We start from the raw sequence: 15,628 nt of genomic DNA, 5'->3' as shown, positions 1-15,628 counted from the left end.
GCCACTACTCCTCTAGCCTGTTGAGGAATAGTGGCTGTCTGACGTTTTGGTCCTAAATTAAAATATGTCCTCCCTCCACATGAAGAACCGTTCCGGTCACAAAACGATTTTGCAGCAGATATAGTACACTCTGCGCAACATCTTCCGCTTGACCAATTCGTTTCACTGGAAGTTTGTTTCCCACCGTAGCGTAGAAGTTACTGCGGGCTTCTTCTGGCATTTTACTGCGGGAAGGGGTATCAATGATCCCGGGAGAAACGATGTTCACACGGATGGGAGCAAGCTCTAACGCCAAGGTCTGTCCCAGATTCGATACAGCCGCATTGACTGCGCCTAGAGTTGACGAACCAACCATCGATTTGTAGGCGACAACCCCGGAGAATAAGGTGATCGAGCCAGTTGGCTTTATTTTCGGAGCACCGTATTTGGCCGTGTAGTACTGACCCCAGAATTTGTTTTCAAACAGCTGTCTGGCTTGGGCTGTATCCGTTTCGAGGAAAGGACCGCCAGATGTTTCTGCCGCGCTAACCACAAGATGATCGAACGAGCCGATTTGTTCAAAGAAAGCGTGTACCTGCCCTTCTTGCGTGGTATCCAGTTGATGGGCCACAGCTCTTGCTCCTAAATGATCAGTCGCCTGCCGTAATTTATCTTCGGAACGGCTGGCAATGATGACCTCCGCTCCTTGCGCGATCACTTGTTTAGCGGTTTCCAAACCGATTCCGGAGCTTCCACCAATAATGACAACCTTTTGATCTTGCAGCATGTTGATTCCTCCCTCTTAAATCCTATCTAAATAAAACATTCAGAACCGATTTCAGATGCTTTTCCAGTTCGGATACAAATTGATTGATCTGAGGATTTTTCACCACATCATAGCAAGCGAAACTCTTGAACGGCTTCATTCCAAGGAACTTCTGGGAGCGATGCAGATGGCTTAAAGCATCTTCCAGACTGTTCCCTTCAAAAAAGCGCGCTGGATCATTGAACGCTTCTTCAGGAGCATTCCAGGTGGTTGAAAACATATAGTTTTTATCCGTCAACATTCCACCCCGCCCATATTGGTCACCGCCCTTAAAAAACAATCCGTAAGCATAAACCTCATCCATATAGGTCTTCAGCAATCCCGGCACACTGAACCAATAGATTGGGGTTTGGTAAATCACAAGATCGGCCCATAAAAACTTTTGTTGTTCTTCTTCGATGCTGTAACCATTTTGAATAATGGTGGTTTTTACTTGATTCTGTTCACTTAACAAACTCACCATCTTGTCCGTCAGGGTCTTGTTCAACTTTCCTTCCGCTGAGCCGTATTGTTGATGACCGTTAATAATAAAGATATTTTTTCCCATGGTGAATACCTCTACCTCCTCAAAAGATTGAATTCCGCTTCATAAGTATCATAATTACATTTGCTTCATTAAGGGAAGTAGTGATATTTAATTCATATAGTTTCCGTAAAGTTACTATTGTGATATAGTAAAGAAAATACTCACAAGAAAATCTTCAAAAAAGGAAAGGAAAGGATGTTTCCATGAGTGGTACTGAATCGGTTGTACTAACAAAAGGAGCACCTGGTGAACCTTGCCCTATTGCCAAGACACTTGACGTGATTGGGACGAAATGGACTTTTTTAATTATTCGCGATCTGCTGATTGAAGGAACAATGCGATTCAGCGACTTATTGAAATCGATGGATGGAATCAGCCCGAAGACGCTTTCGCTCCGCCTGAAGGAGCTAGAGGATCATGGAATCTTGGAAAGAAAGGTATATCCGGAGGTCCCGCCGCGTGTGGAATATACGCTCACGGAAAAAGGAAGGCAACTGGAAGGTATTTTTATTGAATTGAAGAGATTTGGGTTAACTTTATAAGGCATAGCAAAAGGCATCCATCTTCTGAAGTGGATGCCTTTCATCGTGAATTGTTTTCTCCTGAGGAAACTTCGGGTCCTCTAATGATTGCTCGCATACTTAAATACTCCATTCACCTTTTGCAGCACAAATGTATGTTCTTCGGCGCGGGTGAAGGTTTCTTTGTTCGGGGATACGTACGTGGTTTCATACATGGCTTTAAATTCAAAACTTTCCGCGCTAATTGAGTTAACACTCAAACGATCGATCTTCACGGCCACTTGATTTCCAAGGCTCTTCTTGGCGATTTTGAATACATTGTCCGCAGCCGTACCATCTGGAACGTACAATTCATTGATTCGCTTTTTAAGATCTGTTTCGTCCGTCGCTTCATTCAGCTTTTGCTGTTTCGTAATCCACTCCGTCGCTACCTTTTTCATCTCATCATCCGAGATTGAGCTCTCGACCTTTTGCGATGTTGTGGAATGGCTGCATCCGGCAAGCAGTATGAGAAGCGCAATCAACAGCACTAGCGGCTTCCATCTCATGATTCATCATCCTTTATGTATGATTGCAGAATAAAAAATTTCCCTTTCCTACTCTATTGTAAATAAAAGGCATAAAAGTGGCAATAAATGAAATTGTTGGATAAATTAAGATGCCGGAAACAAAAAAAACCGTTTGATCGCAATGTCAAACGGGAGCATTGTTTATTCGATTGAATTTTGGCTTTATGCTTCTGACTTGTCAGCCTTAGACATGAGAAATGGCAAGAACATGGCCAACACTGAAACAGTTGTTGTAAAGACCAATTCCACAAGCAGAATTCCTTCCATGCTGATCGCCCCCATCACGAATCGTTAGGTTTGCTCCAACAGTTACAAGGTCATCACCTAGAGGATCGATACCGATTGCCTATTACGATCATTTCTGCAGTTATTTCGCCCGCATAAATTCTAACAATTCTGTTAATTTATATTTTCATTATATCGTCACATTTATCGCTTGACAAGGTGTTGTTTGTTGAACTTCTTTCGTTGCAGCTATAATCTCCACGTTCTTTTTCTCTTGGCCTAAGCCAACCAAAAAGGAAGCGGGTCAAGCTCCAAGCTCCACGCTTCCTTTTTCATTCAAAATGTGTACTTTTGCCTGACTAGATTTGACGCGCAATCCATGTCCCTTCATAAATCGCTCGCTTCGCGTCAAGCTCGCCAGCTTCCTTGGCTCCCCCAATGATATGGACACGTAAGCGACCTTCCAGCTCTTCAGCTAAATGACGATTCGGATTCGCTCCAGCAGCCATAATGACCGTATCGGCTGGAATCAGTTTCTCTTCACCGTCTTGGTGTATCACGACACCCTCTGGGGTAATCTCCTTGTAGTCGATTTGCGTCATCATTTCCACTCCGTGATGCTTTAGAGTGGCAATTGTCGCCCAACGCGTTGTTTTCCCCAATCCAGTACCCACATGCTTACCTCGGCGAAGCATGGTAATCTTACGTCCACTAGCGGCATAGCGTTCTACGTTCTTCGGATCAAGTATATGATAGCCGACCAGGTAAGGCCTCGCCTCGCTTGGAACCCCTCCACTAGACAAAAGCAGGTGGGACAAGTCGCAGGCGATACCTCCCGCACCGATGATGACCACACGACGACCTACGCGGGCTTTTCCTTCAAACACCTGAGAATAGTTCACCACATGCGGCAGGTCGGCACCTTGAAGGGCTGGCGTACGTGGTGTCACACCAGTAGCGACAACGACTTCCGCAAAATTCTCGACGACAAGTCTATCCGCTGTCGCAACCGTGCCCAAGCGCAACTCCACCCCTAGATTATGTAAACGAGTTCGATAATAGCGAAGAGTCTCATTAAATTCCGATTTCCCTGGAACTTGCTTGGCGTATTGCAATTGTCCGCCAATCTCCGTTGACTTCTCGAACAAGACAACTTCGTGTCCGCGTTCGGCGAGCACCCGCGCCGCTTCCAAACCAGCGGGACCTGCGCCGATGACCGCTACTCGTTTCTTCTCGCTTGCCGGCACTAACGGCAAATCAAGCTCGCGTCCAGCTACTGGATTGACGATACAAGAAGCTGGCTTACCCGAGAACACATGATCCAGGCAAGCTTGGTTACAGGCGATACAAGTATTCACTTCGTCAAACTGTCCTGCTCCGCTTTTGGCTACAATATACGGGTCCGCCAAAAATGGACGAGCCATCGAGACCATATCAACAGAGTGAGTGCGCAAGATTTCTTCCGCAAGACGGACATCGTTAATCCGGTTGCTGACGACAACAGGTATATCGACTACGGATTTAATTTGTTGCGCGACCCATACGAAGGAGCCACGTGGCACCATCATCGAAATCGTCGGCACCTGGGACTCATGCCAGCCAATCCCTACATTCAAGGCATCCATGCCTGTTTGCTGGAGCATCTGAGCGAACCTCAGGGTCTCTTCCATCGTCGTGCTCTCTGGCATCAAGTCAAGCCCGGACATGCGGAAGATCACCGGATACGCTGGCCCAACCGCTTCTTTCACCCGACGAGCAATCTCTACGCCAAACCGGCTGCGGCGCTCAAAGTCTCCGCCCCATTCATCTGTTCGTTTATTGGTTAATGGGGATAGGAACTGGTTGATTAGATATCCCTCAGAGCCCATGATTTCAACCGCGTCAAATCCCGCCCTTTTGGCGCGCACAGCTCCATCCACAAAATCTTGAATGGTCTTTTCCACTTCTTCACCTGTCAACTCACGTGGTGTCGTTGTGTTAATCGTAGCCCGAAGCGGTGACGGTGCCACTGGATCAAGTCCTGTTTTTTCCTTATACGCATAGCGCCCTGTGTGAAACAATTGCAAAGCAATGCGCCCGCCCTCCTCATGTACGGCATCGGCGATGATACGCGCCTGCTCAATATGATCGTCGTAGTAAATATTTAAGTATTCTGGACCGATTCCCCCTTCAGGAGATACGGCGATCCCGCCTGTCACAATCAATCCGGCGCCGCCTTTGGCTCGTTCCGCATAAAATGCGGCAAGACGCTCCATCCCGCGATCCATTCCCTCGATTCCAACGTGCATCGACCCCATCAGAATCCGATTAGGTAAAGTAAGCGCTGCCAATTGAATGGGTTCAAGTACTCGGTTAAGTTGCATAGAGAATCCCCTCCACACTTTGAATGAATACTCATTCATATTCTTTGTGCTAACAATTCTTGAAGAAACTTTGAAAATCCTTCTTTTGGGTTTGGTTTTCCGTTTATTTATCCAAATATTCTGTCCCCCTTGAAATTTATCTTTGGTCTCAAACTTGAATGCGAACAGATACCCATGTAGACTATGCCTTAGATAGAAAAGTGGAGGGATACTCGAATGGAGAAAATTGGATTTATTGGCCTTGGAACAATGGGTTTGCCGATGGTGCGCAATTTGCTAAAAGCCGGATTTCGTGTTCATGTCGTATCAAGAAATCGCGGACCAATTGAGACGGCTGTCAATATGGGTGCAGTGGAAGCGGCAAATCCTCGTGAATTAGCGGAAGAAGTGGATATTCTTCTCACATGTCTGCCACTTCCCCCGTCCATCGAAGAAGTGTACTTTGGCGCGAACGGTATTCTGGAGGCCAATTTAACCGGTAAACTGATCATTGATCACAGTACGGTTAGCCCCTTGATGAACAAACGCTGCCACGAAGCGATTCAAGCCAAAGGTGGCTCTTATATGGATGCCCCAATCAGTGGAGGCCCAATGGGTGCGGAAGCTGGCACATTAGCCATCATGTGTGGAGGCAGTCGAGCGGATTACGAGCGAGCACTGCCCGCTTTTGAAGCGATGGGTAAAAATTTGTTCTATATTGGCGAGATTGGCAGCGGAAGCATCGTGAAGTTAATGAACAATTATCTGATTGGCGTACATACCGCAGCCTTGGCTGAAACCTTTTTGTTGGCGACAAAAGCTGGCGTGGACACGCAATTGCTCTACGATGTGCTTGCGGTGAGCACAGGGGACAGCAAAATGCTGCATCGTATTGTACCACTGGTCCACCAACGCGATTTTGTCGCACGTTTCAGTAATGAGCTGCTGCATAAAGATATGAAGCTTGCTACAGAACTGGCACAATCCTATGGAATGGACATGCCCATCAATCAACTCGCTGAGCAAATGTACGAGCTTGCCAAAGAAAAGTATCCAAAAGAAGATATGGCCGCCTTGTTCAAAGTATACGAAGAAAAAACAGGACTGACTGTTAAAGCGAAATCACAAGACGCTCTTGTTTAATCTAATGGAGAAATGCAAAGGGACAGCATATTTACAGGCTGTCCCTTTTGATTATTAATTTGTTATAGTCGAACAAGCTTCCCCACTTCTTGGGCGCATTTGGCAAGAAGCTTCTGTGAAACGGCTTCCTCTTGCTCATCAAGACTGATTAGAAAGAAGTAATTCACAATCCACTCCGTTTCCAGTATTTCTGTTGGAGAGGCAAACCGTTTTTTCTCGGTAACGGTTGCTCCTTCAACAATCTGGGCCATTTGCTCCCACCATGTGGAGACGCTTCTGGGTTGGTCCTCTGTTGACCTGTAAATCACTTCAACCTCCACTTCGCATGTTTCCTCGTCAATCGGATACAAATGAATATGTGCGATTGGGTCATCCGAGTGTTCATTGGAAACGAATTTCAGCTCGATCTCATGCGCGTCTCCCGCATCATAGACAGACTGCTCTGACTTGAGTAGGATATCGGCTACTTGCCCTTCTTGTTGTAAATATTTCTCCAGGATTTGCACCATTTTTTCCAGCATGTATGTTTCTCCTTTTCAAAACTATCTCAAGTTTATTGTAGTAGAAAAATTGTCTAGTCACCACCGCCACCTCCGCCGTCTCCACCGCCTCCTCCATCTCCACATCCACCATCTCCAGAGCCGCCATCAAACCACCCGCCAAACCATCCGCCTTTCGAGCCGTCTGAGCAGTTCGAATGGTGATTGGGTCCACTGGAGTCCGTATAACTATAGATTCCTGAATCACTTGAATTATTCGAGCGAAAACGTTCTTTGCGCATGTTTCTTCCATTTGAGGCAATCAAGCCATATAGTACGATGAAAAGAATGATACCGATTGCTATCCACTCATAGATTTGCATTCTCCTCACTCCTTTTTTCATAGCCTGTCTGTCTAGTTTAACAAAGAAAACTTGGCGATTCCAAGCCTCTGGCGCCGGTAGAACCTTAGTTGTGACGCTCAGGATGAGCTAATGTCGGCGTTTCAACAGGACGTTGAGCTTCTAGTCGACCAGAAAAAACCAGTAACCGCGCGCAGACACGATTACTGGCTTCCTTTCCTCTATGGAGTTGCAGATGGGCCACCCCAGCTTTTTCTGGTGACGAACTCCGTCAGCCAAGCCCGCCGGATTTCTTGGTTAGGGCAGTATCCCAACACGTAACTGTCCCCCCGCATATATTTCTCCTTAATCCATTCCTTGTGCTTCCGAAAAAAGGCTTTCTGGAACTCGATCGGCATCTGCTGATATTCTTCCAGGGCCCCAGGGTTTTGGAGGAAAAACTCTTCATCGTAGACCATCTCATCTTGTTGTTGGCGACTAAAAAGAACCAAAAAGATTAGTACGAGCGCTAGGTTAACCCAAAATAGTGTCATACAAACCCCTCCTCATCCTCTTCGGCTTTAATTTTCAGAAGTATCAGTTTTTATATACTATTATTTTACCATGTTTTATGTGTGAATAAACCCTTGAAATATGAAAAAATCAGGAGGATTTTTGTCTCCTCCTGATTCCTGAAGTTGTTTCGGGTTTTATGCTTTATCCATTTGATCCGTTGGTACCATTGCCTGCAGGGGGAGTTGTATTCGCTCCACCGGGATTGGCGTTTGCCGGCGGTACAATATCCGGTGGCGGCTCTGTTCCGCTACTTTTTGTGTCAGTTCCCTGTTCCGGCTGAGCAGGCGACGCAATATCTGGCGGTGGTGTTGCTGCTGGATCTTGGGATGTTGTTTGTTTGCCAGATTGGGTTGGATCAGTTGATTCCTTCGGCTTAGAAGAATCTATTTTGGATGATACGGTATTATGCTTGCTTGATTTCTTTTTAACTGGATTGCTATTGGCCGTGGCTTCCTGCGGACCTTCACCCGTAACGGAATCATTCAATTCGGCTACAGAATCATTGACACCCATTTGCGTTTGCAAAGTGCTGCGGATTTCTTTCAGTTTGTCAGATGGCAACAAGGTATAACCAATGCTAGCATTCCAGTAGGCGTCGTTTTCCAATGTTTCGATATTGTTGGAATTAACCCCTTTAAAGTTAACCGCCAAGCCTTTGATCTGGTCAGGCGACAAATCTGTATGAACGTGTTGTCCTGCTACCTCAATCACTTTAAAGACCTTCGTAAAGCCCTCAAATGAAGTCATTTTATCCATCACCGCTTTAATGACTTCCTGCTGACGACGGTTGCGGTCAAAATCGTTGGAGAAATATTTCAACCCTCGGTTATCGTGACGGTGGCGAACATAGCCGAGTGCTTGTTCACCATTCAAGGTTTGCAAACCCGGTTCAAGGTTGATGTGCGTATTATCGGTTGGATCATCATAGACTAGCTTGCGGTCGACATTCACTTGGACTCCGCCCAGCTCGTCAATAATAGACTTGAATCCATCAAAATCAACTTCCACGTAATACTGGATCGGGATTCCGAGCATTTGCTCCATCGTCTTTTTGGTTAAGGTCACACCATTTTCCGTCGGTATCTGATTACTCACTTCGGCTTGACGTCGTTCGGCCTCGCCGTTCGCATAGATCGAATTGATTTTATGATAACCCCGATACCCCGGAATCTTAATACGTGTATCCCGTGGGATAGAGAGCATCGTGACCTTCTTGGTAACCGGATCAACAACAGCAGTGATCATCACGTCCGTATTGAGTGACCCCGTTTCCTTCCGAGTGTCTCGTCCTAGAATGACGATGGACATGGGCTTGTCAGAATGGTAGAGGTTATCTACACCGGCCGCCAGTGTTCTAACGCCGTCTCGTTGGTCAGAGCTGGCTGAATTAATTGCGTCATCTACCTTCCAGTAGACGGAAGCAGTAGCTCCACCAGCAACGATCAGCAATAACAATAAACCTAAGGTAAGAATACGCCTCAGCTTTTTCTTTTTTTTCGGCTTAACTGGGCTACGTCTAGTGGTAGCAGCTTGTTCCCGTGCTACTGGTTTAGGCATTCTAATCATTCTCCTTATACAGTCCAGATGGTTATAAAGCCTTTACAGTACTATCATTTATATGTAAACGTTCAAAAAAATCGTACAAGCGGCATTCGACACTTTTTTGGGACAAATACGAATTGGAAGATATCAGTTGATGAGAGGGGATTTATAGCAAAAGACCTGCTAAATATTGTATCATAAAAATGAAAATTTTTGTAGAAAAATGTTTGAGCCTGCTGTCGATTTGACCAGCAGGCTCAAGGATTAGGCACCCATTTTCCTTATGTACTCGTTTTTCGCTTCTTCCAATCGATGGATGTCAATCAACTCGGCAACAGACTGTTTGCTTACCAGCGCTGATTTCGCCATCACCAACCCGTAGGCCGCAAGCTCGATTAAAGAGTCTGTTTTCGTCAAAGCGTACATCACTCCAGCCGTAAAGGCGTCTCCAGCACCCGTAGCCTCTTTACCTTCAGCTTCCAATGCCGATAACCAGACCAATTCCTGATTGTGATACGCGCACACCCCTTCGCCACCCTTCGTGATGAATACATACGCGATCCCTTGATCGTGCAACTTAGCGGCAGCTTTCTCGATATCACTCTTGGTCTCGATATCCATTCCACTCAAAACGGCGGCTTCTTGCTGGTTTAATACAAGGAGAGAAACACCATGCAAGCGCCCTCTCCATTTCAGGGCCTTTTTAGGCGAAACAGGTGCGGCAACAATGGCAATCTTCTCCACATTGGCCGCTTCCAAAAAAGCGTCCATGACATGCACTGGTACATTGGCGTCAATTAAAACACCTGAAACTTTATGTTCTCGAATAAATTCCAACCCTAGCGCTTGATGTTCCTCGGTCCAGGCCTCATTAATCTCCATATCTGCGATCGCCGCGATCATTTCACCCTGTTCATTATGTATCGAAACATATCTTCCTGTCCGTTGATTGGCCAATCGCAGCATGCCTACGGTACTTACACCTCTGCTCGCTGTCAATTGCTTAAGTGATTCCCCATCTGTATCCTCCCCAACCAAGGCGCAAAGCGTAACATCTTCCCCTAAGAGTCCCAGATTCTCCGCCACGTTACGAGCTACCCCGCCTGGTGAGATATGGACAACGCCCGGATTGCTTGTCCCCAACAACAATGTCTGATCTGGTTCTCCCTTGATATCTACATTTGCTGCACCGACCACCAACCAACGACCTTGTATACTCATGTGACTCCTCCTCTTTGACTCTAGGTGATACCATTCCATCATGAAGGAATAAAATAAGACATGAGGAACCTGTAACTCCTCTTATTATAACAATTCTTACCATTAAGTTACATCATTGTCTGAAAATTCTACGGATATAGTGACTTCCTTAAACGTTGGTGGTACATTTTACAGATACAATATAGATAGGAGTGAAAGAACACCCCCATGTCGGCTTCCAATAAAACGGTCTATCAGATCTTGTTTGCGGTCAGTTTGGTTCACCTGCTTAATGACAGCTTACAGGCCGTAATTCCAGCACTACTACCAATTTTACAAAAGAATCTGGCTCTCCAATATTCCCAACTCGGTCTCATTATCCTTGTTGTCAATGTTACCGCCTCAATCTTGCAGCCTGTCATCGGGTATATCACCGATCAGGTCCCGCGTCCTTTTTTACTGCCCATCGCCATGCTGGTATCAGGTACGGGAATGGTCGGGATCGCCTTCGCCACCAGTTATCACATGGTCCTACTCTCGGTGGCCCTCGTGGGCATAGGGTCAGCGGTTTTTCATCCGGAAGCCTCTCGAGTCGCCCATATGGCAGCAGGCCCAAGACGCGGACTTGCCCAGTCCATCTTCCAAGTAGGGGGAAACGCCGGCCAGGCACTTGCTCCTTTAATGACGGCCCTCTTTTTTGTTAGCTTTGGCCAGATGGGCGCTGCCTGGTTTACCGTACCGGCTGGACTAGCATTTATCGTCATGCTATTTATCGCGTACTGGTACAGCAATCAGCATCGTCAGTCAAAAGCCAAACCAGCTCCTATTGCCTTAACGAATAAGTCGGAACGAATGATGGCGCTCAGCTTGCTGGTGCTGTTCGTAAGTGTCCGTTCTTGGATCAGTGCCGGATTGCAAAGCTTCTACCCATTATTTCTGATTAATGTCAAGCACTATTCCATTGATCAAGCCCAGCTCTACACGTTTATCTTCCTGATGGCCGGCGCAATTGGCACTTTTTTCGGAGGTCCGTTGGCGGATCGCTTCGGGAAACGCAACCTGATGATCATCTCGACACTCGGCGCGCTCCCTCTAGCCGTTCTGTTGCCTTATGTTCAAGGATTCTGGGCTTATCCCTTGTTGTTTATCGACGGATTAATCCTGTTGTCCAGCTTTTCGGTCACAGTTGTGTACGCACAGGAGCTTCTACCAGGGCGAATTGGTACAGTCTCCGGTTTGATTATTGGCCTTGCCTTTGGAATGGGAGGGATCGGGGCTTCCATCCTCGGTACTATCGCTGATCATTACGGTTTGCCTCTCGTTCTGACCATTTGTACCATTCTTCCGTCCATCGGTATACTTGGATTCTTTTTGCCCAAGGATAGTACGATTCGCGGTTGGGAAAGAGCTTCATTGCAGGGATAAGATTAGAAAAGAGCAGATGGCCTAATCTCTAGGCGTCTGCTCTTTTGTCTAGCCATCTTTCTCATCCCCCGATCTGGGACATCCAGCGCCATGTCGGAGTATGGCTTTGTTCCTCACTATGGAGATTCATTCCATGCTCTTCAGGTTTTGTGGACAGTGCCTTTAAAAATACCTGTTTCAAGGCCTCAGGATGATGAGTGAAAGGTCGTATGTAAAGTTCGTCTCCCCAGTATAGGCAGGATTTTAGATTCCCATCAGCAGTCAACCTGAGACGATTACATGTTCCGCAAAAATGATTGCTTACCGGATGAATAAGCCCAAAGCTTCCCAACGCATTTGGCAATGTGTAATTTTCGCTTGGTCCATTTCCTATCATATTGCCGGTCATGATTGCTGGGTTTCCGAATTTACTCGCTCGTTCCAATACGGAAATTAACGGCAGATAGTGAGTACGCCACTCATTAGCATCGCTTGCGATTGGCATATATTCAATAAATCGAACATGGACTGGCCGCTGAAGGGTCATGAATAAAAAGTCTTCAATTTCATCATCATTGAATCCTCTCATTAACACGACATTTAACTTTACAGGTGCGAGACCTAATGCAAGACTTGCGTCTATTGCATCCAAAACTCGCTGGATGTCCCCTCCTCTGGTCATCTGTCGATAACGGTTTGGCTTCATAGAATCCAAACTGATATTGACACGTGATAAGCCCGCCTTCTTCAGCACAGCTGCCTTCTCCGCCAAAAATATCCCATTTGTTGTAAGGGCAATATCTTCAATACCTGGTATGTCGGAAAGCAATTTAATTAATTTTTCCAGGTCACGTCGGACAAGTGGCTCACCGCCCGTCAATCGAATCCGTTTCACTCCTAGCTTTGCGGCAACCTTTACGATTTCCCCAATCTCTTCATAACGTAAAATTTCCTTGTGATCGAAAGGACTTGCCGATTCTTCTGGTCTGCAATAGATACATCGTAAATTACAACGATCCGTAACGGAGATCCTCAAATAATCATGAATTCTCCCAAAACGATCGATCAATTGATCCTTACTTATGATCAACACCTCTCTCTAGCAACCGACTTCTTTTAGCTCAGTCCTTAGGGCTGCTTATCATCCATCACATCTGCTGTTAGATCACGGGTCGTTTTTTTGAACTCCTTTAAAGTTTGGCCGAACGCTCTTCCAATCTCCGGCAATTTCTTGGGCCCAAATAAAACCAATGCAAGAATAATAATCAAGATTAATCCCGGAATTGAAATCCTTGGCATGAAAAGTCCCCCTTTTTTTCGTTTGAGTGAGGCCCATCGTCGGTCACGGGCCTCACAGCACCTAGAGTGAAGGTCACCTCATCTCCACATCTACACTTTCGGTTAAGTGAATAATCCCTCAACTTCTAGTCGGCTTTGTTCAGCCCAACTCTGAACGGACTCCATCGTCAAAACCGCCAATATTCGGTAAAAGTCTAATTTGGTATCTTCTACTACCGATTCACAAAACAAGGGAATCCATTTAGCCAGGTGATTCTCCAAAAGATGATGGGCATCCATGAATCCTGCTCTACCCGACCAAGCATGCGCAAGTGCCTCCAATTCTATAGCCACGTGATCTAGAAATTCTGGACACCCTGGCTGAGCATGAAGACCCATCGAAGCGTAGAGTCTACTCACCGCATCAGTAGCTTCTCCCGTAACCATTCCCTCTTCATGCCTTGGTCGTTCCAATTGCCAAACCGCCTCATACGGAGGACAAGGAACTCGTCCCGGTCCAACAAAGAGGCGTTCGTACTCTTGTCTGATCTGATCGCTTTCCTCGGTCAAAGCAACATACAGATTCATTACCAAGTGAATCTTCGGAAGATCAAGCTCGTGCCACAGTTCAATAACACTCCCCCATCTGCCTGGAGTTAACCAATGCTCGATGAACATTTGGTCCGGTGAAGTCCACCAGTTACTGAGAAGTTTGGCAGCCTCTTTTTTCAAGTGGTTTCCCCCCTTACCGACTGACTCCAAGACTCCTCACTGTCCTTCATCGAGCCTTTAATGTTAAGGAAACGATATCCGAGTATCGTAAGTATAGCGATTAAGGCGAGGAGACCAATCAAGATCGCAAGCTCAACCCAAGTTGGCATATATTGCCCGACTAGTTCAAATGACGATGCTCCCAAAGTAAAGGTCCCCACAGATATTCCTGGCGGCAACTGGATAAGTGGATTGGCCATACCAGCGACCACCAACTCTGTTTGAAAAGCGAACACACCCACAAGAATCAGTAAAGCAGCAATCGCAACCAGTCCTACTCTGCGCTTGAGGCTAGGAACAACCAAAATGATGAAAGGAATCGCTCCGCCAATCACCCACTCCAGCCAAAACAGCGGTTCATACCGTCCTCCAGGTAATAAAGTGCTCAAAACCTTGAGATCATCTGGTACCTTATCCCATAAAGTGGTCAGGTAGTCGCAAAACGTCATAAACAAATCAATCGCAAGGCTTACCGCCATCAAAATACACAATGTATTCCATGTTTTTCCGCTTAGCTTTACTGCTTTGATCTTCTCCAGAATCCAAACGATAATCGCCACCAACGCCGTCCCAGAAACAATGGCCGATACAACAAACAATGGAGGCATCAGCGCTGTATTCCAGAATGGCCGGGATATCTGTAACCCGAAAATAAAGGCGGTAATGGAATGCAAGGAAAAAGCCGCCGGCAACCCGATCACAGCTAACGTTTTTAGAGTTCTCTCACGCCCCACGCTATGATTCTTTCCAGACATCAGCCAAAGTTCTACTACAGCCAAAAGGAAGTAAAGTGAAACAATCGTCACGTCCCAAACCATCGGTGACGTAACATGCGCATGCATAAAAAGGTTCAGGATACGATCCGGCCTGCCTAAATCCGCAATGATGGAGAGCCCCGCGACTGAAATACAGACGGCGGCTGTGAGCACGCCAAGTTTCGCCAATGGCCGTAATGCTTTCGCTCCAAATACTTCTGCCGAGGAAGCCACGATCAGCCCACCCGCGGACAGCTTGACAAAAAAAGTGAATGAAATAATGTAGAGCCCCCAAGAGATTACATCCCGCATACCTGTTACACCCAGACCGAATATCAGTTCATACACCCAAGCTGCAATTCCGATGAGCAAAAAGGCCCCGAGAATGAGCAGCCATGCGACGTATCCTTTATTTACGCGTTTATTGCCTTCCATAAATCTAACCTCCTCCCCTCATTTAAACCTTAGGCCGTTTGTCCACCGGAATATAACGAACGCTCGGATGGGTTCCTAATTCACTCATCAACTGATGTCCACCCATTTGGCTGACTTCGCTTCGCGGATCATTTAGATCCCCAAAGAAACGCGCTCCTGCCGGACAGAGTTCCACACACATCGGCTTTTTGCCCTCATCGATCCTCTCCACGCAGAATGTGCACTTCTCTGTAACTCCGATCGGACGCTGTGGCGTAAACACCAGACGACCATCTGAGCGATAGTCCTTGCCATAGCCCACTGGTGCTTCTGGTGTGTACTCCGGTTTTTTCCAGTTAAAAACCCGCGCGCCGTACGGACAAGCCGCCATACAGTAACGACAACCGATGCAACGTTCATAATCCACCAGCACAACCCCGTCTTCTCTGCGGAAGGTTGCGGATACCGGACAGACTTTTTCACAGGGTGCGTCTTTACAATGCTGACACGAAGTTGGCTGGTAGGCCAATGCCAGATGCGGGAATACCCCGTGTGGTACATCAATGGCTTCAGTTGCTGGCGAAGCAGCTGACTCGGACTCACTCTGCTGAGTCGTTAATACCCGATTCCAAAAGATTCCCAATGGCTGATTGTTAATGGATTTGCAGCTCACCGCACAGGTCCAACAGCCGATACAGCGGTTCTGATCAATTACCATTCCCCAATGCTTACTCATC

The 15,628-nt window shown here is 46.7% G+C and carries 17 protein-coding genes; 3 read left to right on the top strand and 14 right to left on the bottom strand.

Annotated elements, in window-relative coordinates:
- Positions 1–52: 52 nt before the first annotated feature.
- Entirely contained in the window at positions 53–766 is a 714-nt protein-coding gene (locus ACQCN2_RS07375) for an SDR family oxidoreductase (RefSeq protein WP_426928251.1), read from the bottom strand.
- A gap of 22 nt (positions 767–788) precedes the next feature.
- The gene (locus ACQCN2_RS07370) at positions 789–1,352 is read right to left on the bottom strand and encodes an NAD(P)H-dependent oxidoreductase (protein WP_426928250.1); all 564 of its coding nucleotides are present in this window, start codon (positions 1,350–1,352) and stop codon (positions 789–791) included.
- A 182-nt stretch (positions 1,353–1,534) separates the two neighbouring features.
- Between ACQCN2_RS07370 and ACQCN2_RS07365 the strand changes: the two genes are divergently transcribed.
- Complete coding sequence (locus ACQCN2_RS07365) at positions 1,535–1,873, top strand: winged helix-turn-helix transcriptional regulator (RefSeq protein WP_426928249.1); 339 nt, start codon at positions 1,535–1,537, stop codon at positions 1,871–1,873.
- A gap of 80 nt (positions 1,874–1,953) precedes the next feature.
- Here ACQCN2_RS07365 and ACQCN2_RS07360 read toward each other — a convergent pair whose 3' ends face one another.
- Together ACQCN2_RS07360 and ACQCN2_RS07355 are read right to left on the bottom strand one after the other, a co-directional pair.
- Positions 1,954–2,400 carry a hypothetical protein gene (locus ACQCN2_RS07360; RefSeq protein ID WP_426928248.1) on the bottom strand — a complete coding sequence of 149 codons (447 nt, stop codon included), beginning with the start codon at positions 2,398–2,400 and terminating at the stop codon, positions 1,954–1,956.
- Positions 2,401–3,005: 605 nt separating this feature from the next.
- Positions 3,006–5,009, bottom strand: coding sequence for an oxidoreductase (locus tag ACQCN2_RS07355; protein WP_426928247.1), 2,004 nt, complete (start codon positions 5,007–5,009; stop codon positions 3,006–3,008).
- 216 nt (positions 5,010–5,225) lie between these two features.
- Between ACQCN2_RS07355 and ACQCN2_RS07350 the strand changes: the two genes are divergently transcribed.
- Entirely contained in the window at positions 5,226–6,131 is a 906-nt protein-coding gene (locus ACQCN2_RS07350) for an NAD(P)-dependent oxidoreductase (protein WP_426928246.1), read from the top strand.
- 62 nt (positions 6,132–6,193) lie between these two features.
- Here the strand turns inward: ACQCN2_RS07350 and ACQCN2_RS07345 are convergent, their stop codons facing one another.
- The 5 genes from ACQCN2_RS07345 to ACQCN2_RS07325 form a co-directional block, all read right to left on the bottom strand.
- Complete coding sequence (locus tag ACQCN2_RS07345) at positions 6,194–6,652, bottom strand: hypothetical protein (RefSeq protein ID WP_426928245.1); 459 nt, start codon at positions 6,650–6,652, stop codon at positions 6,194–6,196.
- Between the two features lie 53 nt (positions 6,653–6,705).
- Positions 6,706–6,993, bottom strand: a complete 288-nt coding sequence (locus ACQCN2_RS07340; protein WP_426928244.1) for a hypothetical protein — start codon at positions 6,991–6,993, stop codon at positions 6,706–6,708.
- Between the two features lie 200 nt (positions 6,994–7,193).
- Positions 7,194–7,505, bottom strand: coding sequence for a hypothetical protein (locus tag ACQCN2_RS07335; protein WP_426928243.1), 312 nt, complete (start codon positions 7,503–7,505; stop codon positions 7,194–7,196).
- A 163-nt stretch (positions 7,506–7,668) separates the two neighbouring features.
- Complete coding sequence (locus ACQCN2_RS07330; RefSeq protein ID WP_426928242.1) at positions 7,669–9,084, bottom strand: LCP family protein; 1,416 nt, start codon at positions 9,082–9,084, stop codon at positions 7,669–7,671.
- Between the two features lie 249 nt (positions 9,085–9,333).
- Positions 9,334–10,290 (bottom strand): carbohydrate kinase family protein, encoded by a 957-nt coding sequence (locus tag ACQCN2_RS07325; RefSeq protein WP_426928241.1) that lies wholly within the window; start codon positions 10,288–10,290, stop codon positions 9,334–9,336.
- Between the two features lie 207 nt (positions 10,291–10,497).
- Here ACQCN2_RS07325 and ACQCN2_RS07320 point away from each other — a divergent pair, with 207 nt between their 5' ends.
- Positions 10,498–11,694 carry an MFS transporter gene (locus ACQCN2_RS07320; protein ID WP_426928240.1) on the top strand — a complete coding sequence of 399 codons (1,197 nt, stop codon included), beginning with the start codon at positions 10,498–10,500 and terminating at the stop codon, positions 11,692–11,694.
- Positions 11,695–11,755: 61 nt separating this feature from the next.
- Here the strand turns inward: ACQCN2_RS07320 and moaA are convergent, their stop codons facing one another.
- From moaA to ACQCN2_RS07295, 5 genes are all read right to left on the bottom strand, one after another.
- Positions 11,756–12,760 carry a GTP 3',8-cyclase MoaA gene (moaA, locus tag ACQCN2_RS07315; RefSeq protein WP_426928652.1) on the bottom strand — a complete coding sequence of 335 codons (1,005 nt, stop codon included), beginning with the start codon at positions 12,758–12,760 and terminating at the stop codon, positions 11,756–11,758.
- A gap of 41 nt (positions 12,761–12,801) precedes the next feature.
- A complete protein-coding gene (gene tatA, locus ACQCN2_RS07310) occupies positions 12,802–12,972 on the bottom strand; it encodes a twin-arginine translocase TatA/TatE family subunit (RefSeq protein WP_426928239.1) in 171 nt (56 codons plus the stop codon).
- 102 nt (positions 12,973–13,074) lie between these two features.
- Positions 13,075–13,683 carry a TorD/DmsD family molecular chaperone gene (locus ACQCN2_RS07305; protein ID WP_426928238.1) on the bottom strand — a complete coding sequence of 203 codons (609 nt, stop codon included), beginning with the start codon at positions 13,681–13,683 and terminating at the stop codon, positions 13,075–13,077.
- Positions 13,680–14,912, bottom strand: a complete 1,233-nt coding sequence (gene nrfD, locus ACQCN2_RS07300; protein WP_426928237.1) for an NrfD/PsrC family molybdoenzyme membrane anchor subunit — start codon at positions 14,910–14,912, stop codon at positions 13,680–13,682. Before nrfD ends, ACQCN2_RS07305 begins: the two co-directional genes overlap by 4 nt.
- 22 nt (positions 14,913–14,934) lie before the next feature.
- Positions 14,935–15,627, bottom strand: coding sequence for a 4Fe-4S dicluster domain-containing protein (locus tag ACQCN2_RS07295; RefSeq protein WP_426928236.1), 693 nt, complete (start codon positions 15,625–15,627; stop codon positions 14,935–14,937).
- Position 15,628: the final 1 nt, after the last annotated feature.

It is taken from the genome of Brevibacillus ginsengisoli (genome assembly GCF_050113715.1).
GTDB lineage: Bacteria > Bacillota > Bacilli > Brevibacillales > Brevibacillaceae > Brevibacillus_H > Brevibacillus_H ginsengisoli.
Note: the sequence above shows the minus strand (reverse complement) of the source record. Positions and strands in the feature narration are given on the sequence as shown.